This is a genomic window from Actinoallomurus sp. CA-150999, assembly GCF_050942425.1.
In the GTDB taxonomy this organism is placed as follows: domain Bacteria; phylum Actinomycetota; class Actinomycetes; order Streptosporangiales; family Streptosporangiaceae; genus Actinoallomurus.
In genome coordinates this window covers 502,588-525,182 of the sequence record NZ_CP192063.1, presented here as the reverse complement: position 1 = coordinate 525,182, position 22,595 = coordinate 502,588, and the positions used below count along the sequence as shown (strand labels likewise).

Below are 22,595 nucleotides of genomic sequence, written 5' to 3'. Positions count from 1 at the left end.
CGTCAGGGCAAGCCCCCATGGCGATCCGCACCCACGGGGGGCACGATCGAACCATGAGCGAGAACACCTTCCACACCGACGGCAGCGAACCGCGCCGTCTCAGCCGCGCCCGCGAGGGGCGCATGATCACCGGCGTGTGCGCCGGCGCCGGCAGGTACTTCGGCGTCGACCCGACGATCGTACGGATCGTCCTGGCCGTCGTGACCGTCCTGACCAGCGGCGCGGGCATCCTCCTGTACGTCGCCGCCACCCTGATCATCCCCGAGGAGGGAAAGGAGACCTCGATCGCCCAGGACCTGATCAACAAGCAGACGAAGGCCTAGGCCGCGGCGCTCATCGCCCGCTCCTGGCTCGACGCGATCACCTCTCCCCGGATCCGCGTCCACGACAGCGCGAGCATCGTCGCGGCGGACAGGCCGGCGATCCCCGCCAGGGCGACGACGGGCTCGGGCCCCAGCGCCTGGGTCAGCGCGCCTCCGATCAGGATGCCGATGCCCTGGCTGGCCAGGATGCCGGACTGTGCCAGCCCGAACGCCTGGCCGCGCCCGGCGGGCGGCACGGCGGCGACGTACGCGGCGTTGGCCGCGATCTGGTACGCGCTGCCGACGCCGGACAGCGCCAGCAGGACGATCACGGCCCACAGGGGCGGCCGCAGCCCCGCGCCCACCAGCGGTGCGCACGACAGCATCGCCATCCAGCCCATCAGCCGCAGGCGGTCGTCGGGGCGGACGAACCGACTGTAGGCGAACGCCCCGGCCGCCATGCCGCACGGCATCGCCGACATCAGCAGCCCGACGATCACAGGGCTCGCGCCGAACGTCTTGGCGTACGGCGCGGCGAGCCCCTCCGGCAGCACGTAGAACCCGCACAGCCACGCGAAGCACACCAGGGGCCGGAGCGTACGGTCGCCGAACACCAGGCGTGCGCCCTGGCCCGTGATGCTCCACAGCGACGGGCGTTTGCGGCCCTCCGGGCGCGGCGCGGGCCGCGCCCGTACGCCCGCCAGCAGGATGGCCGCCGAGATCGCGAACGTGGCCGCGTCGAGCGCGAGGGCATGGTGCGCGCCGACGGCGAAGATGACCGCCCCGCCCACGAGGAAGCCCAGCGTCTGGGTGAGCTGGTGGGTGATGTTGTTGATCGCGGAGCCGACGACGTACATGTCGCCGGGCAGTACCTCGGACAGCAGCGCGGCGCGTGCGGCGGTGAACGGCGCGCCGAGTAGCACGGTCCAGAAGATCAGAAAACACAGCGCCGCGAACGGCATGTGGCGCAGCGCCATGAGCGCCACGATGCCCGTCCGCGCGACGTCACAGACGATCATCACGCGGCGACGCGGGAGCAGGTCCGCCAGGACCGACAGCACCGGCCCGCCCATGATCGACGGAAGATAGGTCAGGGCGTACGCGACCGCGGTCCGCAACGCCGAATGTGTGTTGTTGTAGACGAGCACCGCGAGAGCGATCTGGGCGAGCTGATCGCCGATGTACGACAGCGTCTGGGCGAGCCAGATCGAGCGGAACTCACCGACTCCGAAAACCTCCCGATAGGTCACCTGGCGATCGAACGGCCGCCGATGTCTTCCCACGCGCGCTCCCCTGCCGGAACGTCGTCCGGCCGCCACCCGCAGACGGCCGGTTGCGCGGATTATCTCACGCTGCGTTCAAAGAAGGTGACCCAACGTGCACAATCGGGATCACCAGCCGAGTTCGTGCAATCGCTCATCGTCGATGCCGAAGTGGTGGGCGATCTCGTGGACGACCGTCACTCGTACCTCTTTCACCAGGTCATCGCGGGTCCGGGAGATCGCCTGGAGTGGCCGCCGATAGACGGTGATGCGGTCCGGGAGATACCCGGCGTACGTGTCGCCGCGCTCGGTCAGCGGCACGCCTTCGTACAGTCCGAGCAGTCCCGGTTCGGGTGCGTCGTCCTCGACCATCACCACGACGTTGTCCATCAGAGTGGTGAGAGCCTCAGGGATGGTGTCGAGGGCCTCGGCGACGAGATCCTCGAACTCCGCCCGCGTTATATCGATCACGTCGTCATTGTGCGTGGATGAGGGCCCGGATGAGCATAGGTACCAACGTGTTGACCCGAGCATGGAACGAACTGCGTCGGTTCACCGCCCGGCGCCGCGTACGTCTCGCCGGCCGCGTCACGGCGGTCATCGCCGTCGGCCTGATCGGCGGCTGGATCGGCCTCCTGGTCGGCGGTCACGCCCAGACCGACGTCGGCCCCGCCGACGTGGACTTCGCGCTGCACCCGTCGATGTCCGGCGGCACGGTCATCGACATCCCTCCGCTGGGCACGCTGCGCCTCGACAGCCACGCCGGCCCGGTACGGATCGAGGCCCAGGTGACCCGCCTCCGACCCGACCGCGCCAAGACCCTCATCGAGGACCCCGCGGCCTTCGACCGCCTCTCCGACACGATCGGCCGCGACGTACGGCACGCGTTCATCGTCATGGCGGTCAAGGCGACCCTGGCCGCCCTCGCGTGCGCGGCGCTCGCCGGCTTCCTCATCTTCCGCAGCTGGCGGGGAGTGTTGTGGCCCACCGTCAGCGCCCTCAGCGGCCTGCTCGTCGTCGGCCTGATCGGCGGCCTGACGTTCAACCCCGAGTCGGTCGCCGAGCCGCGCTTCACCGGCATCCTCGCCAGCGCCCCACAGGTCGTCGGCGACGCCAAGACGATCGTGTCCCGCATCGGGGCCTACCGAGAGCAACTGGCCCGGCTCGTCGGCAACATGTCCCGCCTGTACGACGTCACGTCCACCCTCCCGACGTACGAACCGGACCCCACGACCATCCGCGTCCTGCACGTCTCCGACATCCACCTCAACCCGGTCGCCTGGGGCGTCATCCGCCAGGTCGTGAGCCAGTTCCACATCCAGGTCGTCATCGACACCGGCGACCTCACCGACCACGGCACCAAGACCGAGGACAAGTTCGCGAACACCATCAGCAAGCTCAAGGTCCCGTACGTCTTCATCCGCGGCAACCACGACTCCGTGTCGATCGAGAAGGCCGTACGCCGCCAGAAGAACGCCGTCGTCCTCGACGACCAGATCGCGGACGTCGGCGGCCTGCGGATCTTCGGCACCCCCGATCCGCGCTTCACCCCCGACAAGACCACCCGCGGCGACCTGGTGGGCGCCCAGGAGATGCTCGGGTACGGCCGGACCGCGGTACAGAAGCTGAAGTACCTCGGCAAGACCCCCGACATCGTCCTCGCCCACGACCCGAACGAGGGAGCGGCGTTCGACGGCACCACCCCGCTCATCCTGTGCGGCCACACCCACCAGCGCTCCACCCGTCTCCTGCCGAGCGGCACCCGCCTCTTCGTCCAGGGCTCGACCGGCGGCGCCGGCCTGCGCGGCCTCGAACACGAACAACCCACTCCGATCGAGATGTCGGTCCTGTATTTCAACCGGGCCACCCACCGCCTGCAGGGCTGGGACGACATCCGCCTGGGTGGCCTAGGTCTCACTTCCGCCCAGATCGAACGCACCCTGGAGCCCAAACCGGACCGCCCGATCATGCCGTCACCTGCACAATCACCGTCGGCATCGCCACTCACCCCGACCCCGTTCAACCCCTCACCACGCCCGTCCCAGGCGAGCCGTCCGCGGTAGGGAGGGAATCACTTTGGTGGTTGGGGTGGTTGTCCCCTATGCTGACGGAGTCCCCGACGGCAGGCGCCAAGGGCAACGGCGGCCAGGTCCGTCGGAGTCCCCATCGTCTAGCGGCCTAGGACTCCGCCCTTTCAAGGCGGCAGCGCGGGTTCGAATCCCGTTGGGGGCACGGTATCCTTCCGGGGGTACTACAGAAAGAAGCAAGGTCCTGTGGAGCAGCTAGGAGTGCTCGCCACCCTGTCAAGGTGGAGGCCGCGGGTTCAAATCCCGTCAGGACCGCTGAGGCGCCGTTCGGCGCCGCGCGGGCAGGTAGCTCAGTCGGTACGAGCGTCCGCCTGAAAAGCGGAAGGTCGGCGGTTCGACCCCGCCCCTGCCCACTCGCCCCCTGGTGCTCGTCGATCTTCGATCGACTTCGCCGGGGGCTTTGTGTTTTCCCAGGGGGACGACCCCCTGGAACCCCCGATGCAGGGGCTCCGCCCCCGCACCCCCCGGTCAGCCGTCCGTTCGGAAGATCTCGTTCATCGCGATCGCTCCGTCTTGGATCACCGGTCGTATCTGCTTGCAGTAGACGGTCTCCGTCACCACGGTGTTGGTGTGGCCCACCAACCGGGAGATGTTCTCGATCGGTGCGTCATGGGCGGAGAGCAGCGATACGAAGCTGTGCCGCAGCTCCCAAGGCGTCCACTCCTTGCCCACCGGGCCAGCGAGGTCGAGAACGACGCGGAAGTCGCGCCGGACGTTCCCCGCGCTGAGCGTTCATCGAACGCGACGACGTGCGGCCACGAAAGCTCTGCGGGTCACGCCGCCTTGAGGCGCTTCTGTTCCGCGGCCACGATTTGGCGCCGCAGTTCGGTCTCGGAGCCCGTGTCCACCGCGTCCGGCGTCGCGTTCGCCATGTCGCTGCGGCGCGCGTACTCGTCGAACGCCTCGCGCTTGTCCGCCAGCAGCTCGAGGACTCGCTGGTCGATGCTGTCCCCGCACAGCAGCCGGTGCACGTCCACGCGGCGCACCTGGCCCATCCGGTGCGCGCGGGCGATCGCCTGCTCCTCGATCGAGGGCGTCAGCTGCGGCTCGGCGATGATGACCACCGAGGCGGCCTGGATGTTCAGGCCCACGCCGCCCGCCTGGATCTGGGAGACCAGCACCGCAGCCCCCTTGGCGGCAGTGAACTCGTCCACCATCGCTTGGCGGTTCGCCGGCGGGATGCCCCCGGTCAGCGGACCGACGACATGCACGCCGGGGACGCCATGACGCCCGGAGCCCAGTACCTGTGTCACCGTGTCCAGTACGTCGCGGAAGTACGAGAACACCACGACCTTGCGCCCGCCGTCCGCGGCCTCACTGACGATCTCCACCAGCCGCCGGAGCTTCGGCGATCCCTTCACCGTCCCCGGGCCGAACGCCGCCCGGCGCATCGCCATGAAGTTCCCCGCGAGGACCGCCTTCTGGTACGCCCGCAGCGCCGGTCCCTCGAGTGCCACCCATTCCTGCGTCTCCAGCCGCGGCGGAAGTTCGCTAAGCACGTCTTCCTGGTTGCGCCGCAGGTAGACCGGTGCCACAGCCTCCCGGAACTTGGTGCCATCCAGCGCCCCGTCCGGTATGTCCAGGTTCTCGGCGAGCTCCGGGCGCAGGTGCCCGACCAGCACTCGGAACTCCCCCACCTTGTTCTCCATCGGCGTCCCCGTCAGGAACAGCGCCCGCCTGCTCCGGGCCGCCCATTCGCTGACCGCCTGCGTGCGAAGCGCAGTCGGGTTCTTCACGTAGTGCGCCTCGTCGACGACCATCATCGCCACAGAGACGTCCAGGTCCTCCGGCATGGCGCGCAGCACCTCGAATGTCGTGACCGCCACGCCACCCCTGGCCGCCCACTCCTGCTGGGTCGCCTCCCGCTTCTCGCCAGGCCCGTGCACGCGGCGGACCTCCAGCAGCGTGTGCCGCTCAACCTCGCGAGTCCAGTTGACGACCACGCTCGCCGGGCAGACGACCAGGAAGTGCGTCGCGCCCTTGGCCGCAAGGTGGCACATCGCGGCGAGCGACTGCATCGTCTTACCAAGGCCCATCTCGTCGCCGAGAATCACCCGCTCCTGAACCAGCGCGAACTTCGCGCCGAACAGCTGGTAGCCACGCAGCGAGGTCTTGAGGCGGGACTGGTCGAGGGGAAACACGCGGACCTGCTCGGCGATATCGGCGGGGAGGAATCCCTGACCGGCCTCTTTGACCGGGTCGAGCCCCCCAACCTCGATCAACAGGCCGTTGTAGATGACCGGGCGGGCGAGGTAATCGCTCCATAGCCGGGCAGCCCTCGGTGTCTTTACGGCCTTCTCCAGCCGGGACTCGGCCGTGGACAGGCGTTTGCGTACCGCAGTGACTTTCTTGGAACTCAGGGTGGCGTCCAGCTGGACGAGTGCATCACGAGCTTCCTGCCTCTTCCGCTTGGAGAATGTGAAGAGCATTCCCCAGCGGCTCGCGCCGCGTGCCGCAGGGCCGAGGTAACCCCCGAGCTCACCTGCCAGCGGGCTCGGGTCCGGGCCCTTCATCACGGACCTGGTGCGTTCGTAGCGGCGCAAGGCGGCGATGAGAGCGGTCTGCTCGGGGGTACGGGCGTCTGGTTCGATGCGGACGCGGGTGCTCTCCTCGACGGACTCCCGCATCTGCCATGCGGCGGCCATGATCCGCTTGGCCGTCTTCCGGCGTACTCGGGGGATTCGCCTGAGTGCTTCTGCGCCGGTCGTGAGGACCGCGCCGACTGTGTCGATACCGGCGTCCCTGACGGGGACGAACGTGACCCGGCCCTGGATAAGCTCCCGGAGCCGGTCCACCGGCATCGTGTCCAGTTCGCCGGTGACAAGCTGATCGCGCACCACTTCGTACGCCCGTCGCGCGATCTCGCGGGACTCCCCCGGCGCGGCCAGGACCGCCTCGATGGCGTCGTGGACCGCGCGGCCGTCGGAGACGATAGCGCGGACCGCCCTTCCCGCGCGGAGCTCGGCCTTCGCAGGCTCCGTTTCACTCGTCAGTTCCGCTGTGCGTGCCAAAGTGGTCGAGAGTCTACGCATCGGAACCGGCGATCGGTGCGAATTGCGAAGATGGAGGACATCGCGGACATGTTGGCTTCCGACGCGCGCTGGCGCCCTTACCTACCTTCCGGGCTCTCCGACTCGCGGGAGTGTGTCTGGGGGAGGGAGAGGAGGCCCGGGATGACTGCGCAACCACATGACTTCGCCCCTGGCAGCGCACCCGAGCCGGCCAAGAGCCTGCGCGCGATCCGGGCCGCCTTGGTCGTGCCTCAAGACCGTGAGGCGTTCGACGCCGGGCTCAAAGCGGTGCTTGACGAGGTCCGTGTGAACCTCGATCTCGGCGTGCTGAACGACTTCGTGCACCGCTGGTGGATCTCCGCTTGCGACTCGGCGCACGACCCCGAAGGGCGTCGGCGGATGCATGCTCGCGCCAGTCAGCTTGCCGCAGGGGAGGCCGTCCCCGCGGGTAGACCATGGCGCGAGATCCTCGCCGAGCGTGAGAACGGACGGTAGGTGTACCGGCTCAACCTGGACCCGATCGCCGAGGAACAGATCAAAGCGGTCCCGGCGGGAGCTCTACGTCCGCTCGCCGAGTTGTTCACGTTGCTGGAGACGGCGCCGTGGAGTGGGCAGCCGTTCAACCTGCCAATCCCCGGGGCAACATGCTCACGCACGCCTTCGGCGAACGCGGGCTCGCTACATACCTCGTGCTAGAGGAACAGCGCGAGGTACATATGCTCCGCGTTGAATGGCCATCACCGATACTGCGTGACAGCCGCAGTCGTTGACGGCAACGGTGACGGCAACGTCGGCCACCGTGGACAGCCGTCGGCGCACGCCCACTACCGTCTGCCTGGGCATAGAGTCTCTGAGCAGGGTGGTTGCTACTCCTGAAAAACGGAAGGTCGGAGGTTCGACCCCGCCCCTGCCCACCATCAAGATCAGCGAAAACGCCCCGCCTCCATATCTGGAGACGGGGCGTGAGTGTCTAACTGGGTGACTACCGCTCGGAATCCGCTGGGAAGATCTCGTTCATCGCGATCGCTCCGTCTTGGATCACCGGTCGTATCTGCTTGCGGTAGACGGTCTCTGTCACCACGATGTTGGTGTGGCCCACCAGTCGAGAGATGTTCTCGATCGGTACGTCATGGGCGGAGAGCAGCGACACGAAGCTGTGCCGCAGCTCCCGAGGAGTCCACTCCTTGCCGACCAGGCCAGCACTGTCGAGAGCCGTGCGGAAGTCGCGCCGTACGTTCCCCGCGCTGAGCGCTGTCCCGGTTCTGGTGCAGAACACCAGATCCTTGCCGCCCCGCGCGTGGCCGGCACCACGGTGGCGGTCCTGTTCGGCCTTGAGCGCTTTGAGGGCCGCTACGCATCGGTTGGGGAGCCGGAGCGACCGACGCGACTTTACGGTCTTGGTGTCGCCCGTCTTTCGCACCGAACGCCAGACGTAGACGGCGAACTGTTCGTGTTCCCAACCCACCTCGGACACTGGGCACCAGGTCTGCCGGTCTTCATCGAACGCGACGACATGCGTCCATGAAAGCTCCCTCATCTCCTCTGTCCGCACGCACGGGGGCGACCGGTCGGGGCGCTCTCCGGAGGGTCACGGATGTATCCCACGTATCCCATGTATCCCTAGCCCTCTGATCAGCCCAAACGCGGGATACATCCGGGATACCTTCTGCTCCGCACAGCAGCACAGACCGGATCACGACCTGAGCGACCACGTGCCGGCCACCGTGAATCACTTGCTGCGTTGCCCGAGCAGACCGGCTTGCTCTGCCTTCAACTTGCTAAAGCCCTGCCGGGCGTAGGTGCCGATCTCTTCGCTGGGGAAGTGAACGACGGACAGATGCTCATCGTAGTTTCCCTGAGCCCATCGGGCCGTAGTGATTTCATAGCCTGACACGTGCGCGCACAAGTCCAGCAGCACCGATGGCATCTCAGGTTCCGACAATAGGTCGGTGTGGCTAATGACTATATCCCGCATGGCTTGGATATTTGAGAGAAAGACGTTTGTGACCCAGAATCGCCACTCGCCGAGTTCTTCCTCGGTAGGTGGAGTCGCATCCTGAAAGATGGACTTGCCGCCAGGACGGGCGTTCTTTTCAACGAAGGCATTGAAGATGCGTTCGTTGGCCGTGGTGAGGGCAAGCAGCGGCCCGTAGAAGTCGCTAAGCTGGCGATTCACTCGGGAAAGGCGTTCTTGGCGCTGCGCCAGGCGCAGGCCGTTGAAGTAGGTGACGATGTAACCGATGAACGCCAGTCCGATGGTGACACTCACTGCGATCACGGGCAGCGATGCTAGCGCGATGTGTCCGGACATGCCTGTCAGAGTCGGCGGATCTCAGGACTCACAGGCAACACGACACCACCGCTGACCTGAACCGGAGCAGGTCACAAGATCGTGATCCGAAATACCCCAAGCTGGGTGCCTAGGGCCAGGGGCAGAGAGTGGACCACCAAGCCGTTAGGCTGGTGAGCCAACATGGGCTCGGCCGACGGATAGGCGGGTCGCCTAAGAGGCCGCCTAACTCTGTGGTTCACCGCGAACCTCCACGAACGCCGCTGGGACGCTCGATGCTGGTCACAGCCTGCACGCGCAGCTCAGGTGAGAATCGGGATGCGTTCGGGACGAAGAGTGCTAAGCGCTGACAGCCAACCCCAACGTGTCCCCCATGTCCCCCAACGGCCTCCGCCTCCGCCTCGGGCGATGGGTGACTAACTGCGTGACCACCGCGACGAACCACGGCGGACACTCCCGCTCGGGGAGGGGACCTTCAGAGCAGCCAGAAGCACAAGGAGAGCTGGTGAAATGTCTACATAAGTCGCCTGAAAAGCTGAAGGTCGGCGGTTCGACCCCGCCCCTGCCCACCACCCGTGACCTGCTGAAAGACCCCGAGAGAAGACTTGGGTTCTAGTGGTCGTCGCAACACCCCTGTTGAGGGGATGCGATGGCTTTCGAGATCCGGGAGAACCGGGGACAGGCTCAAGGACGTAAGAAGCTGGTCCGTGAGCGCGAGGAATACTTCCGGCTCATGCGTGAGGGCATGAGCAGCAGGCAGGCTTGCCAGATCGTCGGGATCAACCCGCGGACCGGTAAGCGCTGGCGCAACGGACGGACTCGGTCCGCCGGGCATGCGGGGGCGCCACCGATCACCGCGGTGGCGCCCCCGCTCGGTCCGTCCCGTCCGGTCCCGCCGCGCCGGACCGCCCAGCCGCCCAGCCGCCGAAGGTGACTGCCGCTTGACCCGCGCCCAGGACCACAGCCCGTTGTCAGCTCACGCCTCTATGGTTACACCCCGGTAGATAAGGCAGGCGCCTGGAGGATGGCAATGCAGTCAGCACACCAAGAACACAGGCCCGACCACCAAAAACTAGTGCGCAGCTTCTATCTCCTGGAAGAGTCCATGTGCGTCATCGGCGAAGTCGGGTACTTCCGACCGTACGCCACCACGGAGGAGTTGCACGCCCGCCTGGAATCCAAGCTTGGCCACTTCGAAAGTATGGGCAGGCTCCTGAACAACTTCCTGCTCGGTGAAAGTGTCAACGTGTGGACGGTTCAATGCGGGCGACTCGCCGCAGGGCTGGATGTCACCGAATTCGTCAGCGTTCACCTGCTGGACGGGGCCACCAGGACCGTATCTACGCACAATCAGCATCGGTATGACTTTTCCAGTCGTAAGCGAACCGACCCGCCCCCGGCAGACGAGGGTGCACGCCTCTCCCTCAACTGGGACGGCATCATCGCCCGATTGTCGCCCCTAATGGCTCCCCTCGCCTCACCAGGTGACGAGGACTTGGTCGTACAGCTTGAGGGCCCGCACCCAGCCCCTGACATCGACTCCTACATCAACGAACTCATGGAGTCTCAAGCCGATACCGACTTTCCGTGGTTCGGCGTCCTCAACTTCGGGTCGTCCACAAGCGTCCCGTGAGCTGGACCACGCCAGCAATTGAAACGCTGGTTTCGGGGCCGGGATCAGCCGGCCGGGTCGGCGGGAACGGTGACCGGGTCCGCTGCCCAGCCGGTCGTGTGCGCGATGAAGTCGGTCAGCAGCGCCGCCGCCCTCGCATGGGCCTCGACGCCCGGATGGACGCCGTCGGTGTAGTCGCCAGCGTCCGCCGACATCCAGCCCGTGGTGTCGACGTACACGGTCCTGTGATCGTTCGCCTCGGTGACCGCCGAGGCCACGTCCTCGGCGTTGTAGCCGCCAAAGGGACGCATCGCGAAGATCCATGCGTGCGGGTAGGCCGCACGGATCTGCTTCAAGTAGCTCAGGTAGGCGGGCCGGAACGGTTCGGCGCCGAGGAAGTAGTCGTTCGTGCCCTGGTTGACGACCACGGCGTCGGGGCGGAAGAGCGGGTCGGCCGGGGAGTCCTGGAAGTTCCAGCCGAAGCTGCCGCTCGCTGTCGGCACGCCGCCGTTGCCCTTGACGAGGATGCCCTGGCGGCCGAACCCGACCTGGTTGGTGTGGGCGTGGAAGGCCTTCCCCGTCAGGTGGGCGAAGTCCTTGGTGCCGTCGTCGCAGTCTGTGCCGATCACCCCGCACAGGGACTTGACGCCCTGTGTGATGGAGTCGCCCAGGAACTCCATGCGCAGGTGCCCGAGTGGCGCCGGCGTCTGCACATGGGCTCCGGGGTCGAGTTCGAGACCGGTGAATGAAAGGCCCGACTGCAGGGGGAGGACCCACCGGTTCGCGTGTTCGTTGACGTCCTTGACGGAGATTTCGGCGGTGTGCTTCCGACCCGTCAGCGGCGCCGGGGTGAAGTCGATCAGGTCCCGGTCAACCGTGTACCGGACCGGGGCCGCCCCGTCGATTGACACGTAGATCTGCGCGGGAAGCGTCACCGACGAGGTGTCGAAGCGGCCCGCGAGAGTGCGCCCGGTGAATCGGAACCGCAGCTGGGAGCCCGAGTTCGGGGTGATCATGGCATTGCCGACGCGGCCCCAGTGGCCGTCGAAGGCCAGGTGCGGATCGGTCGCCGGTATTCCGGCGGGCTGATCCGGGTCGGCGGCCGCCTGCCGGGGCGCACCGGCAGGCGCGCTGTACGCGGTGTACGCGGCCTGGGCGGGTGTGGTCACGGCGAGGATGCAGGTCAGCGGAAGCACGGCCGCAGAGGCGGTTCTGACGAGATGTCTCTTGCGCACGGCTACTGTCCTCCGATCGTCGATGGCGGGGGAGGTAGGACGTCCTATGTCACTCTCGCACAGCCGTGACTGCCGGGAAAGAAGGTGAACGCAACAACCTGCGCGGCCGTGTTCAGCTCTGTTCATTTTTGCTGTGTCCGGCGTCGGCTCCGTCCCTCGTACCGTGTCGGCCGGCGCCGCCGGGTCGCATGGCAGGTCGTCCCCGCGCCACGCCACATGGCCGTCCGGGCAGACCAGCACATACGCCTCTCGTAGCACCGGGCGACCTCCTCGCTGCGCCCGGTCCGCACGGTCAGCGGCACACCGCTTGCGGCGAACGCGCGCTCGAGACCCGGCAGTCCCGGTCGTCCGGGCAGCCCCGTACCGTCGTGTCCGGCACGCCTCGGCGGTCTTCCGCCAGAGGCGTTGCTGCTCCTGGTGCCGGTTGACCGGCGGCCGCCCCGGTGACCGAAGCGGCGGCCGCCCCGTCCGCGTGCGGAGCCTGGCGGCCCGATGAGCTGCCGGCCGGCTCCTGATCTGTCCTGTCGGCTGTCGGTTCTGGTGGAGTGGTCAGGTCCGGGATCCGGCTTGTTGCGGGTCCGTTGGAGTTGGCACCTTCTCTCCGCTGCAGCCGTGGTCGATCCGGCCGGTGGTGAAGTAGGCCACCACGTCTGCGGCGCATTCGGGCACGCGTGTGGCCGAGACGTGGACGTCGTCATCGACGGTGTAGACCTTGCCGCCGATGGCGGCCTGCATCTGCAGGGTCCACTTGTAGGCGGACATGATGTCGTAACGGTGCCCGGACAAGACCAGCGACCCCCCAGTGCGGTGCACCCGGGTCTGTTGTACGGGCAGCGGCCAGCCGGCGCATCCGGCGCCGAAGTAGAAGGCCGTCACCGGGTTGCGCTTGAGGCGCTGCTGGTAGGCGGTCCAGGCGGCGGAGAAGCCGTGCCGGCTCTCATCTTCGTTGCAGACGGTCGCCCGGTTCATCGTCATGTTCATCATCTCGGGTGCGCCGGGGACGGGCTTGGCCGGTTCGGCGCCGAAGATCTTTTTGACGGTGGGCGGTGCTTGGGAGCCGGTCGCGTCCCGCAGCTCGGCGAGCGCCCGGCCGGCCTGCGGCCATTGAGGTGAAGTCGTGCCGGCCAGTTGGGCGATGGAGGAGCCGTCGATCGGTCTGTTCAGGTCGGTGAACGTCTTGGGGTTGGCGTCATAGTCGTGGCGCAGCTTCAAGACCGCGGCCCGCACCTGCTGTGCGGTGGCGCCCAGGCCGTACGTCGTGTGGTAGCGCGCGAGCCACGCCGCCATACGCGCGAAGTTCCGCTCTGTGGCCTCAGCGACCCCCTTGTCATGCTCGGCGAAGCTGGTGTACGGCGGTGCCGGGCTGTCCAGGAAGACGCGCCCCGTACGGTCGGCGAAGAGGCTGCGGTACACCGCGCCGAGCCAGGTGCCCCAAGAGAAGCCGAGGATGTTGAACCTGCGCTCACCGAGTGCGGCTCGCACCCGATCCAGGTCCCGGGCCACGTTCGCGGTGGTCAGCTGCCCGAGGAAGGCCGGATCGGACCGTCCGCAGGCGGCGTTGTCCGCCGCCTGAGCCTCGTAGATCCGCTTGGCCGACGCCTTGGTCAGCGGTCCGGGTCCCGCATTGGGAGGAGGCGTACCTGCGCAGCTGGTCTTGGTGCTGTAGTTCACTCCACGGGGATCGAGGCCGATGAGGTCGTACCGGTCGTTGAGCCGGGCGATCTCCTTGTTCCTGAGCGTCGTCGCGATGGGGTCGAGATATCCGCTGCCGCCAGGCCCGCCCGGGGCTATCGCCAGCGCGCCGAGCCGGTGCTCGGTGCCCACGGCCTTCAGCCGGGTGAACGCGATGCTGATCTTCCGGCCTTCCGGGCGGCGGTAATCCAGCGGGACGCTGATCGTCCCGCACTCCAGGCGCTTCAGCTGCGCGCGGAACTGCGGTATCTGCTCGCTGGGTGCGCCCAGGCTCTTGATCACCTCATCGGAATAGGTGGGGCAGGGCTTCCACTCGACCGCCGAAACCGACCGGCTCGCCACGGTGGCGGCCGGCACGGAGGTGCCCAGTGCCGCGCTGCCCAGCGCCAGCACCACGCAGGCCAAACCACCCACGCCACCGACTATGGCACGTCTCATAAGGAACCCTTCCTCGCGGGAAACACGAACGCCGGGCAGACTGCCAAGGAGCCGGTCACAGCGACGTCACAGAACCGGTCACCACCCCGTTCACGGCGCACGCCGGAGCGAGCAGGGGGTTGTTACTCCTGAAAAGTGGAGGGTGGGAGGTTCGGCCCTGCCTCTGCCGATAAGTGGAACAGCGCCCGACCTGTATGGATGAGGTCGGACGCTGTTCGTTGTGTGTCTGGTCGTGTTCGGTCGTCAACGGGTGGCCGTGTCGAATACGTGCCCAAGTCTCAGCGCCGTTGGGCTGCCTGGATGCGGGGCTTGAGGCGGATCATCCTTAGATGTCGTTGACTTCGCGGATGACGGTGGCGGCCTGGCCACTGAAGCTGACCTTCGCGAAGCGCTGCGCGGACTGGACCCACATGTCCATGTTGTCGGTGGTGCAGTGGTTGTCCGGACGGGCCGCCCCATCCGGGCACTTACCGCCCGCCACGATCAGGACCGTGTCGGTGGCCGTGAAGAACACCGTGTCACCCACCTGGTACTTACCGGGCGCGAGATACGTCAACTCACCCTCGGCCTCATTCCCGTCGCTGGGCTGCGCGTCCTGCTTAGACGGCGCGGTGTTGTGCTGCTTGGACCCCGCCGACGCGGAAGACGAAGAGGAAGACGAAGCGGAAGCGGAAGGCGAAGCCTTGGTCGCCGCAGCCGACGACGCGGCCGACGACGGCGCCGGGGCCGCCGCAGTGCCTCCGGCGTTGTTGCAGGCCGACAGGCCAAGAGCGAGAATCGCAGCGGTCGCGGCGGTCGCCAGGATCGTACGCATAAGGTCATCTCCGTAACTCCAGGGCCGCTCTGGGTGAGCGCGCTTCCGGTCTGGTGAGACCTCAACCACCCGGACCTGGTTTGCCGCAATACACGTGATCAGAAACACGCACAAACCACCGAACTTCTCCACCCACGCCCTTATCCAACCCCTTTTCCACCCCACACCAAAAAACCCACTCCACCCACGAACAACACCACATTCCCGCAGGTGAACAACAACTTCGCGAGATGACCGAACCCAAACCCGGACCAAGAGCGACGCCGCCCCAGAAAGCGGACCATAACTCTTCCAGCTGATGATCCCCCACCGCAAACATGCTATACGGAGCCACTTCACCACCCGATCACCAGAACCAACACAGACCCCGACACGGGCGCCGACCACACGGCAAAAGAACTCGATCAATCGTGGCCATGCATGGACCTTCTGGGCGTCTTGCTCGGCGCGGGCCAGCACGGCGATGGCCTGGGCGAGTTCGGAGTCCTCAGGCAGAGCGGGCGATGCTGGTCGACGTCGGTGTGCAGAACCGCCCTGCGGCGCCCTTAGCAGCCTGACGACGGCAGCGACCACCGAGGACAACTTCAGAACACGATCTGAATATGCTGTCGGCATGGGCACCACCGCGGACGCAGTCACCTTCTCCGACCTGTCCCGCAACCCCAAGTCCGTCGCCGAGCGCGCATCGCGCCTCGGCCGACTGCGGGTCACCCACCGCAACGCCCCTGACTTCTACCTCACCGCAGCCGACCGCGAAGAGCAGCGTGACGAGACGCTGACGACCGCATCGCGGATCTTCTTGGCGCTGATGAAGCACGACCCGAGCGCCCGCGCGCTGCTGCTCGCCATGCCCGACGTCTTCCCCTGGGCACGCCACCTAAGCACCGAAGAGGTCCGCGCCTTCACCCTCGAGCTGGTCGACGCGCTGTCCGACGCCGCCGAACTCGACCTCGACACGAACGCCCAAGAAGTGATCACCGGCTGGCGTGCCACCGCGCGTATCAAGGCAGATCGCGCGCAGTACGAGGAGGCGCTCCGACCGACCTCCGGCGACTTCGGTTCGGTCGAGGTCGCGCCTTGAGTCCGAAGCGAGGCGACAGGGTCACCGTCCCACCGCCAGACGACGAGTGGGGCGTCCGATTCGGTACCAGCGAGGCGGTACGCGGCTGAGAAAAGCTGTGCCGCCTCGCCCTGTCCAACACCCGCCGATGCCTGGACTCCCTGCGCAACGAGCCGCGTTCCCGGTCCAACCACGAACGACAGCATCGTCTTCGCGGTGACCTCGCCACCCACCGCCACAACGGCCGCGATCTCGAACAGTGGGAATACGAGGTCACCAGCGGCGGCCGCGTCCCGTACGTGATCGACGATGACAGCCGCACCGTCTGGGTCGTCTACGCATCGCCTCGCCATCCCAAGGACACCGACCGTTGACGGCACCCATGACGGCAACGTCCTCTTCCAGCTCACGCAGGCACACGTCGGCCACCGTCCGACCTCGGCATCGACACTGTGAACAGGGGTGATGTCACTCCTGAAAAGGGTCGGACGTGCGGCCTCTGCGGACCGGTCCCGGCCCGAACCGGTTGACCGGCCCATCCGACGCGGAACACCACTGAAGCCGGAGCGAAAGCCTTTATCACCGGACTCGCCGTCTTCCACGCTGGAGTGGATGCCCCACCCGGCTTTGTTGACGGTGACGGCGCCACCGGATTCGGTTGGGACGGGCGATCCGGACACTCAAGGACCACGCCGACAGAAGATTATCGGCAGCCTCACCAGCACATTCACCGAAAATCCCGCAACACCGCGAACTTACGCCACTGTAGTGAGCATCTGACTCTATGTACGACACGCAAGGAGTCGCTGGCCGTTTCGGCCCCGGCCCCGTTCAGAGGAGAGATACATGAAGTCCTTGCGCTCTATCGTCGCTGCCGGTCTGATCGCCGGTGCCGCCGTGGCCACGGTCTCACTGACCACGGGCACCGCTCTCGCCGCCCCCGGGCAATGGACGGTGGTCGGAGGCGGGTACCCGAACCTGCTCTCCTGCCAGATAGACGGAATCCACGACACCTCCAACCCAGCGGACAACGGCGGCTACACCCAATTCTCGTGCTACCCGGAGACAGACGGCCACTGGACCCTGTGGGAGCGCTGACCTACCCGCACTGAGAATTCTCCGCACCAATACCATTGCTCGGAGCGGAGAATTCCCGGCTGCAAAGCGCGGGGGTCGGCGAGACAGTTCTTAGATCGTCACGCGATGCACACCGTCCCATATCCACCGGGTTGGAGCCGGCACTTCCCTTACGGGGATTTAGCACTGGTTTCTGTCGTGCACCTTCTCGTCTCGCTAGGAGAGCCCGGGCCATCTGGCAGTTCTGGCCCGCCCCCCGTTGCCAGCGCTGCTTCCCGCCCTCCCGGCACCCCCGGGATCGGGCTGCCCTCAGCTCCACCCGACTGCTGCGACAACCAGGCGATGGAGTCCTTCCACCTCCACTCGGTCACACAACACCTCGTGGCGCACTACAGCACGGAAGTACAGCAACACCGCCGTACGGCGCCTGTCGTGATCACACGCCGTCACACGTTGGAGCAGGGCGAGGCAGCGCCGACCGTGAGTTTGTCCAGGTATTCAAGGGCACCCGCAAGCGGGCGCCGGAACAGGCCGTGCCCGGCTCGGTGAGCCGGGCACGGCCTGTTCCCGTCCGGTCCCGTCTCGCAGCCCGGTCACGGCCGCCCCGAGGCGACGAAGCGACGCCCAAGAAGTAGGTTGCCAGCTCCATCGGGCAGCCTCGCAGGGCTCCGGGCAGCGGCTTCTACGCCGTGGACGCTTGCGCTGGAATCTGCCCACGGCGCCGGCTGCTCCCTTCGGTCGCCCCTTACGGGGTGGCCTACGGCCATGACCGGCCCCGACCCGGTCAGCGAGCAGGGAAGCCGCGGCCCTCATGCCGTCACGTCCCTGACTCTTCTCATTGGCACTGCCGATGAGTGGCTGTGTAAGTGAGTTCGAGAGCCGGATGTTAGTCAGTGGCTCTGCGGCGCTTGGTAGACGTGAGGCCGTGTTAGTGAGTTTGGGAGCCACCCGGATGGTTGTGGCGGGAGGAAGCGGCTTACCACTGCGAGTGAGAGGTGCCGATGGCGCGGAGCGCGATGAGTTTTGGGGGAACCGTCGGTCTGAGTGTGTGTGATCAACCATTGAGCACGAGCTGATCGAGCGGTGGACGCTGATCAGCGATGAGCTCATCCAAGCACCCCCCTCGGGGCGTTGGGCGCGTGCCGGGACCGTCCCGGCTCGGGAAGAAGCAACTGGAGGGACTGGATGCGGAAGTTGATTCTGGGTTTTTACGTCTCGCTCGACGGTAAGAGCGCTGACGGGGACAACGGAATCCGGGACGTCATGATGAGCATCGACGACCCTGAGCAGGAGAAGTATTTTGTCAGCCGGCTGTGGGAGGCCGGGGCCTTCCTCATGGGCCGCAACACCTACGAGATCATGGCCGGATACTGGCCCAACTCCGAGCACCCGTCCGCCAAGGCGATGAACGAGATCCCCAAGGTCGTGTTCTCCCGCACCCTCAAAACCGCCGACGACTGGCCCGAGACCCGGATCGCCGGCGGTGACACGGCGGAAGAGATCGCCAAGCTCAAGGCCGAGCCCGGCAAGGACCTCATCGCCGCCGGTGGCACCGAGTTCATGCACTCCCTGATCAAGCTCGGCGTGGTCGAAGTACCGGCTGTGGGTGCTACCCGCCGTCACCGGCAAGGGCGCACCTCTGTTCCCCGAGCTTGATCAGGCCGTGAACCTGCGCTTGGTGAAAAGCACGGCCTTCCCGTCCGGAATCCTCGAACTGGTCTACACGCCAGCCGACAAGTAAGACCCAGCAAGCGACGCACAGTCACCCACAAGTCGTGATCTTTGCGAACAGCGCCCGACCTGTATGGATGAGGTCGGACGCTGTTCGTTGTGTGTCTGGTCGTGTTCGGTCGTCAACGGGTGGCCGTGTCGAATACGCGCCCAAGTCTCAGCGCCGTTGGGCTGCCTGGATGCGGGCCTTGAGGCGGGCCATCCTCAGATGTCGTTGACTTCGCGGATGACGGTGGCGGCCTGGCCGCTGAAGCTGACCTTCGCGAAGCGCTGCGCGGACTGGACCCACATGTCCATGTTGTCGGTGGTGCAGTGGTTGTCCGGACGGGCCGCCCCATCCGGGCACTTACCGCCCGCCACGATCAGGACCGTGTCGGTGGCCGTGAAGAACACCGTGTCACCCACCTGGTACTTACCGGGCGCGAGATACGTCAACTCACCCTCGGCCTCATTCCCGTCGCTGGGCTGCGCGTCCTGCTTGGACGGCGCGGTGTTGTGCTGCTTGGACCCGGTCGACTGCCCCGCAGAAGAGGAGGCGGAAGCGGAAGGGGATGCCTTGGTCGCCGCAGCCGACGACGTGGCCGACGACGGCGCCGGGGCCGCCGCAGTGCCTCCGGCGTTGTTGCAGGCCGACAGGCCAAGAGCGAGAATCGCAGCGGTCGCGGCGGTCGCCAGGATCGTACGCATAAGGTCATCTCCGTAACTCCAGGGCCGCTCTGGGTGAGCGCGCTTCCGGTCTGGTGAGACCTCAACCACCCGGACCTGGTTTGCCGCAATACACGTGATCAGAAACACGCACAAACCACCGAACTTCTCCACCCACGCCCTTATCCAACCCCTTTTCCACCCCACACCAAAAAACCCACTCCACCCACGAACCACACCACATTCCCGCAGGTGAACGACAACTTCGCGAGATGACCGAACCCGAACCGGGAACCAAGAGCGACGCCGCCCCAGAAAGCGGACCATAACTCTTCCAACTGATGATCCCCCACCGCCACCGTGCTATACGGAGCCACTTCACCACCCGATCACCAGAACCAACACAGACCCCGACACGGGCGCCGACCACACGGCAAAAGAACTCGATCAATGGTTGCCGTTCTTTTCAAGCGCCGACCGAACCGCTCATCGCGCACGCGTCCGTCTCGGCCGGCGTGAGTGCGTACTCAGGTCCGCGGACACTGCGGCGCCGGCGTACGTCGAGCAGGCAGACGAACACCGGATATCGCCCGCCTGCCTACTTCTCGTGCCGCCTCCGGCAGCCCTGCCGGAGGCGGCACGATCGCATCACGCGACGGCGGTCCCCTCAAGTTCGACCATCAGGTCGGGGATCGCCAGCCGTGTCACCCCGAGCATCGTGGTGGACGGTGCCACCCCGGCGGCGCCCAACCGCGACGCCAGCACGCCGTAGTGCTCGAAGAGCCGGTCGACGTCGGTGGTGTAGACGTTGAGCCGGACGAGGTTCGCGAGGGACATGCCGGCCTCCCCGAGCACGGTCTCCAGGTTGTCGAGGCTCAGCGCCAACTGCGCCGCCATGTCACCGGCATGCTGGGGCTTGCCGTCGCCGCTCATCGCGGTCTGCCCAGAGCAGTACAGGGTCCGGGTGTGCCCGGAGACGATCTCACCCTGGTCGTACCCCATCTCCACCGACCACGCCCACGGGTTGACCGCCGTTCGCTCCATTGCCGCATCAGCTCCATTCGATTCGTCGAAATCACGTACGTCGATCGGCTCGGTAGCCACCGTCTCTGGCGACGTGTCGACAAGCCTCCCGGCAAATCACGACATCCTGTGTCGTGTATTTCGGTAGCGTCTTCGCATGCGCGCCGACCGGCTGGTCTCCCTGGTGCTGCTGCTGCGGCAGCACGGTCGGCTGTCCGCGGCCACGCTGGCCCGCGAGCTGGAGGTGTCCACCCGTACCGTGCTGCGCGACATCGAGGCGCTGTCCGCGGCCGGCGTCCCGGTCTACGCCGAACGCGGCCGGCACGGCGGTTTCGCGTTGTTGCCCGGTTTCCGGACTGAGCTCACCGGACTGAACCCCGACGAGGCCCTTGCCCTGCTGGTCGCCGGATCGCGGCGCGGCGCGCAGGCCTTCGGCCTCGGTTCGGCGCTCGCTTCGGCGATGCTCAAGGTGGTTGACGCGCTGCCCGAAAGCTATCGGGACACCGCGGCCGGCGCGGCCGAGCGATTGCTCATCGACCCGGAGACCGACCTTCTGTCGCGTCGGCTGGTCGCTGAGGAGGTGTCTGACGCCATAGCGGCCGAGGTCCTGCGCGCGGTGTTCGCCGGACACAAGCTGCAGATCCACTACGCGGCCGCGGACCAGACCCCGAAATGGCGCACGGTGGACCCGATCGGCCTGGTCACCATACGCGACCGGGGCTACTTGCTGGCCACGAGGTCTGGCGCGGACCGCACCTACCGGCTGTCGCGGATCTTGGCCGCCACGGAACTCGCCGAACCCGCACAGCGACCAGACCGGGTCGATCTGGACCGAGCCTGGCAGGAACGCAGCACGCAGTTCCGGACCGGAGGCGACCAAGTCGCCGTGCAGGTACGGGTGGACCCGGTACGGCGGGAGGAACTGCTGGGTACCGCGCTGGCCGTCCTCGCCGAAGGAGCCGACTCAGACGGCTGGCTGCGGCTGGAGGTGACCTTCCAAGATCCGAGGCACGCCGAATGGGCGCTGTGGCAGCTCGGCACGGACGCGGAAGCCCTGGCCCCGCGGTGGTTGCGCACCTCCCTGCGCAACCGCGCCGCCGCGATCGCCACCCGCTACGAAGTCTCATCCTGAGAGTCGGTCGCCTTCTGCGGGCCGCCGCCGACGCGATTCGAGCCGCTTCGAGGAGGTCGGCCAGGCGTCGAGCGGCTCTGACTCAACCTGTGTAGTCGGTGGTATGGCTTACAGCGTCGGTCGGCCATAGATATCTGCCGTTGTCGGCCGCCGAGTAGGTGTGGTTGTCGTCCCCGGAACGAGCTTGAATGAGATTGCCACGCCAGGTGGAGCCGCGAGCCGACCCACCCCAGATATTGCCGTACAAGAAGCCGTACAACTGCTCAAGCTCAGCCGAGAAGATATTTCCGGTGACGGTGATGTTGGTGGCGTTGTCGACGTCGCCGATATGCACGGCATAACCCCAGCCGGAAACATAGTTGTTCGTAAATGAAATGTGATCATAGACACCGCCGCCCTGGAGGGCCAGGGCGTTGGTGTTGCCGAGCGAGGCCAGGGTGTTGTGGTCGACGATCATGGGGCCGCCATCACCTTCGCTCTGCGGCCCTATGCCGTCATGGTGATATACGTCGTGCGACGTATCGGTCATATCGTGGATGTAGTTGTTAGTCCAGGTCGATGGGCGCCCCGGGAAGCCCGTGACCATCTCCATACCCGCGTTGCCCCAGATGTCGTTGTGGTCCATGACCGCAACGGCTTCCTTCATCGTCGTGGACAACTGCCAGGACTTGTCGAAAGGCGTACCAGGCTTGGAATGCGACGACGAGACGGTGCCATCATTACCGGGCGGCATCGAGTAGGAGTTGGGCTTGAACGTCGAGTACAGGAACTTGATGTTGCTGTCGGAGTATATCTGTACAAGATTATCGTTGGGATCGGTGCCCTCGAACAAACAGCCGACGAACGTGAGATTGTCGCCGTAGATATATACCTTGCCAGCAAAAAAGTGCGTGAAGGAGATGACACTGTTGTCCGGGTAATCAAGCGTCAATGGCTTGTCGGCGCTCATACTCGACGCATAGTCGGTAAGGCCTCCTGGATACGCACCCAAGCCCAGGCCGCCAGCATTGGCCGGAGTGTTGGCGTAGCCCGTGTTGGAGAAGTCCGGCCAATATCCCGAGCCGTCGTTAGGCCGCGCCTCGATGGCCGAGACGCCTGCAGCCTTCGTCCGAGCACGGGATTCAGCACCGCCAGAGACGCCGACGACAAGGATGGAGGCGACGAACATGAGAGCGGCGACAGCG

General features: G+C 66.3%; 19 protein-coding genes, 3 tRNA genes and 2 pseudogenes. 12 read left to right on the top strand and 12 right to left on the bottom strand.

All coding sequences use genetic code 11. From position 1 onward, the window contains the following. Window positions 1–53: 53 nt before the first annotated feature. A complete protein-coding gene (locus ACQP2O_RS02675; RefSeq protein WP_433179596.1) occupies window positions 54–323 on the top strand; it encodes a PspC domain-containing protein in 270 nt (89 codons plus the stop codon). Here ACQP2O_RS02675 and ACQP2O_RS02670 read toward each other — a convergent pair. Next, window positions 320–1,552 (bottom strand): MFS transporter, encoded by a 1,233-nt coding sequence (locus tag ACQP2O_RS02670; RefSeq protein WP_433179595.1) that lies wholly within the window; start codon window positions 1,550–1,552, stop codon window positions 320–322. The genes ACQP2O_RS02675 and ACQP2O_RS02670 overlap by 4 nt on opposite strands. A 141-nt stretch (window positions 1,553–1,693) precedes the next feature. After that, window positions 1,694–2,035, bottom strand: a complete 342-nt coding sequence (locus ACQP2O_RS02665) for a metallopeptidase family protein (protein WP_360898265.1) — start codon at window positions 2,033–2,035, stop codon at window positions 1,694–1,696. 29 nt (window positions 2,036–2,064) lie between these two features. Here ACQP2O_RS02665 and ACQP2O_RS02660 point away from each other — a divergent pair, with 29 nt between their 5' ends. The 4 genes from ACQP2O_RS02660 (at window position 2,065) to ACQP2O_RS02645 (ending at window position 4,004) form a co-directional block, all read left to right on the top strand. Then, complete coding sequence (locus tag ACQP2O_RS02660; RefSeq protein ID WP_433179594.1) at window positions 2,065–3,627, top strand: metallophosphoesterase family protein; 1,563 nt, start codon at window positions 2,065–2,067, stop codon at window positions 3,625–3,627. A 96-nt stretch (window positions 3,628–3,723) separates the two neighbouring features. Next, window positions 3,724–3,796, top strand: a tRNA-Glu gene (locus tag ACQP2O_RS02655). Between the two features lie 35 nt (window positions 3,797–3,831). After that, window positions 3,832–3,906, top strand: a tRNA-Asp gene (locus ACQP2O_RS02650). Window positions 3,907–3,930: 24 nt separating this feature from the next. Continuing rightward, a tRNA-Phe gene (locus tag ACQP2O_RS02645) sits at window positions 3,931–4,004 on the top strand. A 115-nt stretch (window positions 4,005–4,119) separates the two neighbouring features. Here the strand turns inward: ACQP2O_RS02645 and ACQP2O_RS02640 are convergent. Next, window positions 4,120–4,368 (bottom strand): annotated as a pseudogene (locus ACQP2O_RS02640) (site-specific integrase); the annotation flags it as partial. Window positions 4,369–4,424: 56 nt separating this feature from the next. Next, a complete protein-coding gene (locus tag ACQP2O_RS02635) occupies window positions 4,425–6,662 on the bottom strand; it encodes a DEAD/DEAH box helicase (protein ID WP_433179593.1) in 2,238 nt (745 codons plus the stop codon). 162 nt (window positions 6,663–6,824) lie between these two features. On the opposite strand from ACQP2O_RS02635, the gene ACQP2O_RS02630 reads away from it, so the two are divergent. Next, window positions 6,825–7,157 (top strand): DUF6247 family protein, encoded by a 333-nt coding sequence (locus ACQP2O_RS02630; RefSeq protein ID WP_433179592.1) that lies wholly within the window; start codon window positions 6,825–6,827, stop codon window positions 7,155–7,157. Between the two features lie 487 nt (window positions 7,158–7,644). On the opposite strand, the gene ACQP2O_RS02625 is transcribed toward ACQP2O_RS02630, so the two are convergent. Both ACQP2O_RS02625 and ACQP2O_RS02620 read right to left on the bottom strand, forming a co-directional pair. Further along, window positions 7,645–8,214, bottom strand: coding sequence for a tyrosine-type recombinase/integrase (locus tag ACQP2O_RS02625; protein ID WP_433179591.1), 570 nt, complete (start codon window positions 8,212–8,214; stop codon window positions 7,645–7,647). Between the two features lie 177 nt (window positions 8,215–8,391). Further along, the gene (locus ACQP2O_RS02620; RefSeq protein WP_433179590.1) at window positions 8,392–8,973 is read right to left on the bottom strand and encodes a hypothetical protein; all 582 of its coding nucleotides are present in this window, start codon (window positions 8,971–8,973) and stop codon (window positions 8,392–8,394) included. A 628-nt stretch (window positions 8,974–9,601) separates the two neighbouring features. Between ACQP2O_RS02620 and ACQP2O_RS02615 the strand changes: the two are divergent. Together ACQP2O_RS02615 and ACQP2O_RS02610 are read left to right on the top strand one after the other, a co-directional pair. Beyond that, window positions 9,602–9,838 (top strand): annotated as a pseudogene (locus ACQP2O_RS02615) (helix-turn-helix domain-containing protein); the annotation flags it as partial. Between the two features lie 189 nt (window positions 9,839–10,027). Next, window positions 10,028–10,585 (top strand): hypothetical protein, encoded by a 558-nt coding sequence (locus ACQP2O_RS02610; RefSeq protein WP_433179589.1) that lies wholly within the window; start codon window positions 10,028–10,030, stop codon window positions 10,583–10,585. 44 nt (window positions 10,586–10,629) lie between these two features. Here the strand turns inward: ACQP2O_RS02610 and ACQP2O_RS02605 are convergent, their stop codons facing one another. The 3 genes from ACQP2O_RS02605 to ACQP2O_RS02595 all read right to left on the bottom strand — a co-directional run bounded on the left by ACQP2O_RS02605 (window position 10,630) and on the right by ACQP2O_RS02595 (window position 14,743). Continuing rightward, window positions 10,630–11,799: a GDSL-type esterase/lipase family protein gene (locus ACQP2O_RS02605; RefSeq protein WP_433179588.1), complete on the bottom strand. Its 1,170-nt coding sequence runs from the start codon at window positions 11,797–11,799 to the stop codon at window positions 10,630–10,632. Between the two features lie 549 nt (window positions 11,800–12,348). After that, window positions 12,349–13,905: an alpha/beta fold hydrolase gene (locus ACQP2O_RS02600; RefSeq protein ID WP_433179587.1), complete on the bottom strand. Its 1,557-nt coding sequence runs from the start codon at window positions 13,903–13,905 to the stop codon at window positions 12,349–12,351. A 349-nt stretch (window positions 13,906–14,254) separates the two neighbouring features. After that, entirely contained in the window at window positions 14,255–14,743 is a 489-nt protein-coding gene (locus ACQP2O_RS02595) for a hypothetical protein (protein WP_433179586.1), read from the bottom strand. Between the two features lie 613 nt (window positions 14,744–15,356). Here ACQP2O_RS02595 and ACQP2O_RS02590 point away from each other — a divergent pair. From ACQP2O_RS02590 to ACQP2O_RS02580, 3 genes are all read left to right on the top strand, one after another. After that, a complete protein-coding gene (locus ACQP2O_RS02590) occupies window positions 15,357–15,824 on the top strand; it encodes a hypothetical protein (protein WP_433179585.1) in 468 nt (155 codons plus the stop codon). Window positions 15,825–16,649: 825 nt separating this feature from the next. Beyond that, window positions 16,650–16,901 (top strand): hypothetical protein, encoded by a 252-nt coding sequence (locus tag ACQP2O_RS02585; protein WP_433179584.1) that lies wholly within the window; start codon window positions 16,650–16,652, stop codon window positions 16,899–16,901. A 1,164-nt stretch (window positions 16,902–18,065) separates the two neighbouring features. Then, entirely contained in the window at window positions 18,066–18,536 is a 471-nt protein-coding gene (locus tag ACQP2O_RS02580; protein ID WP_433179583.1) for a dihydrofolate reductase family protein, read from the top strand. Window positions 18,537–18,815: 279 nt separating this feature from the next. On the opposite strand, the gene ACQP2O_RS02575 is transcribed toward ACQP2O_RS02580, so the two are convergent. Together ACQP2O_RS02575 and ACQP2O_RS02570 are read right to left on the bottom strand one after the other, a co-directional pair. After that, on the bottom strand, window positions 18,816–19,298 hold the full coding sequence (locus tag ACQP2O_RS02575; protein ID WP_433179582.1) for a hypothetical protein: 483 nt from the start codon (window positions 19,296–19,298) through the stop codon (window positions 18,816–18,818). Between the two features lie 606 nt (window positions 19,299–19,904). Then, entirely contained in the window at window positions 19,905–20,300 is a 396-nt protein-coding gene (locus tag ACQP2O_RS02570; protein WP_433179581.1) for a RidA family protein, read from the bottom strand. A 136-nt stretch (window positions 20,301–20,436) separates the two neighbouring features. On the opposite strand from ACQP2O_RS02570, the gene ACQP2O_RS02565 reads away from it, so the two are divergent. Beyond that, window positions 20,437–21,411: a helix-turn-helix transcriptional regulator gene (locus ACQP2O_RS02565; RefSeq protein WP_433179580.1), complete on the top strand. Its 975-nt coding sequence runs from the start codon at window positions 20,437–20,439 to the stop codon at window positions 21,409–21,411. A gap of 82 nt (window positions 21,412–21,493) precedes the next feature. Here ACQP2O_RS02565 and ACQP2O_RS02560 read toward each other — a convergent pair whose 3' ends face one another. Then, a complete protein-coding gene (locus ACQP2O_RS02560) occupies window positions 21,494–22,579 on the bottom strand; it encodes a hypothetical protein (protein WP_433179579.1) in 1,086 nt (361 codons plus the stop codon). Window positions 22,580–22,595 lie beyond the last annotated feature (16 nt).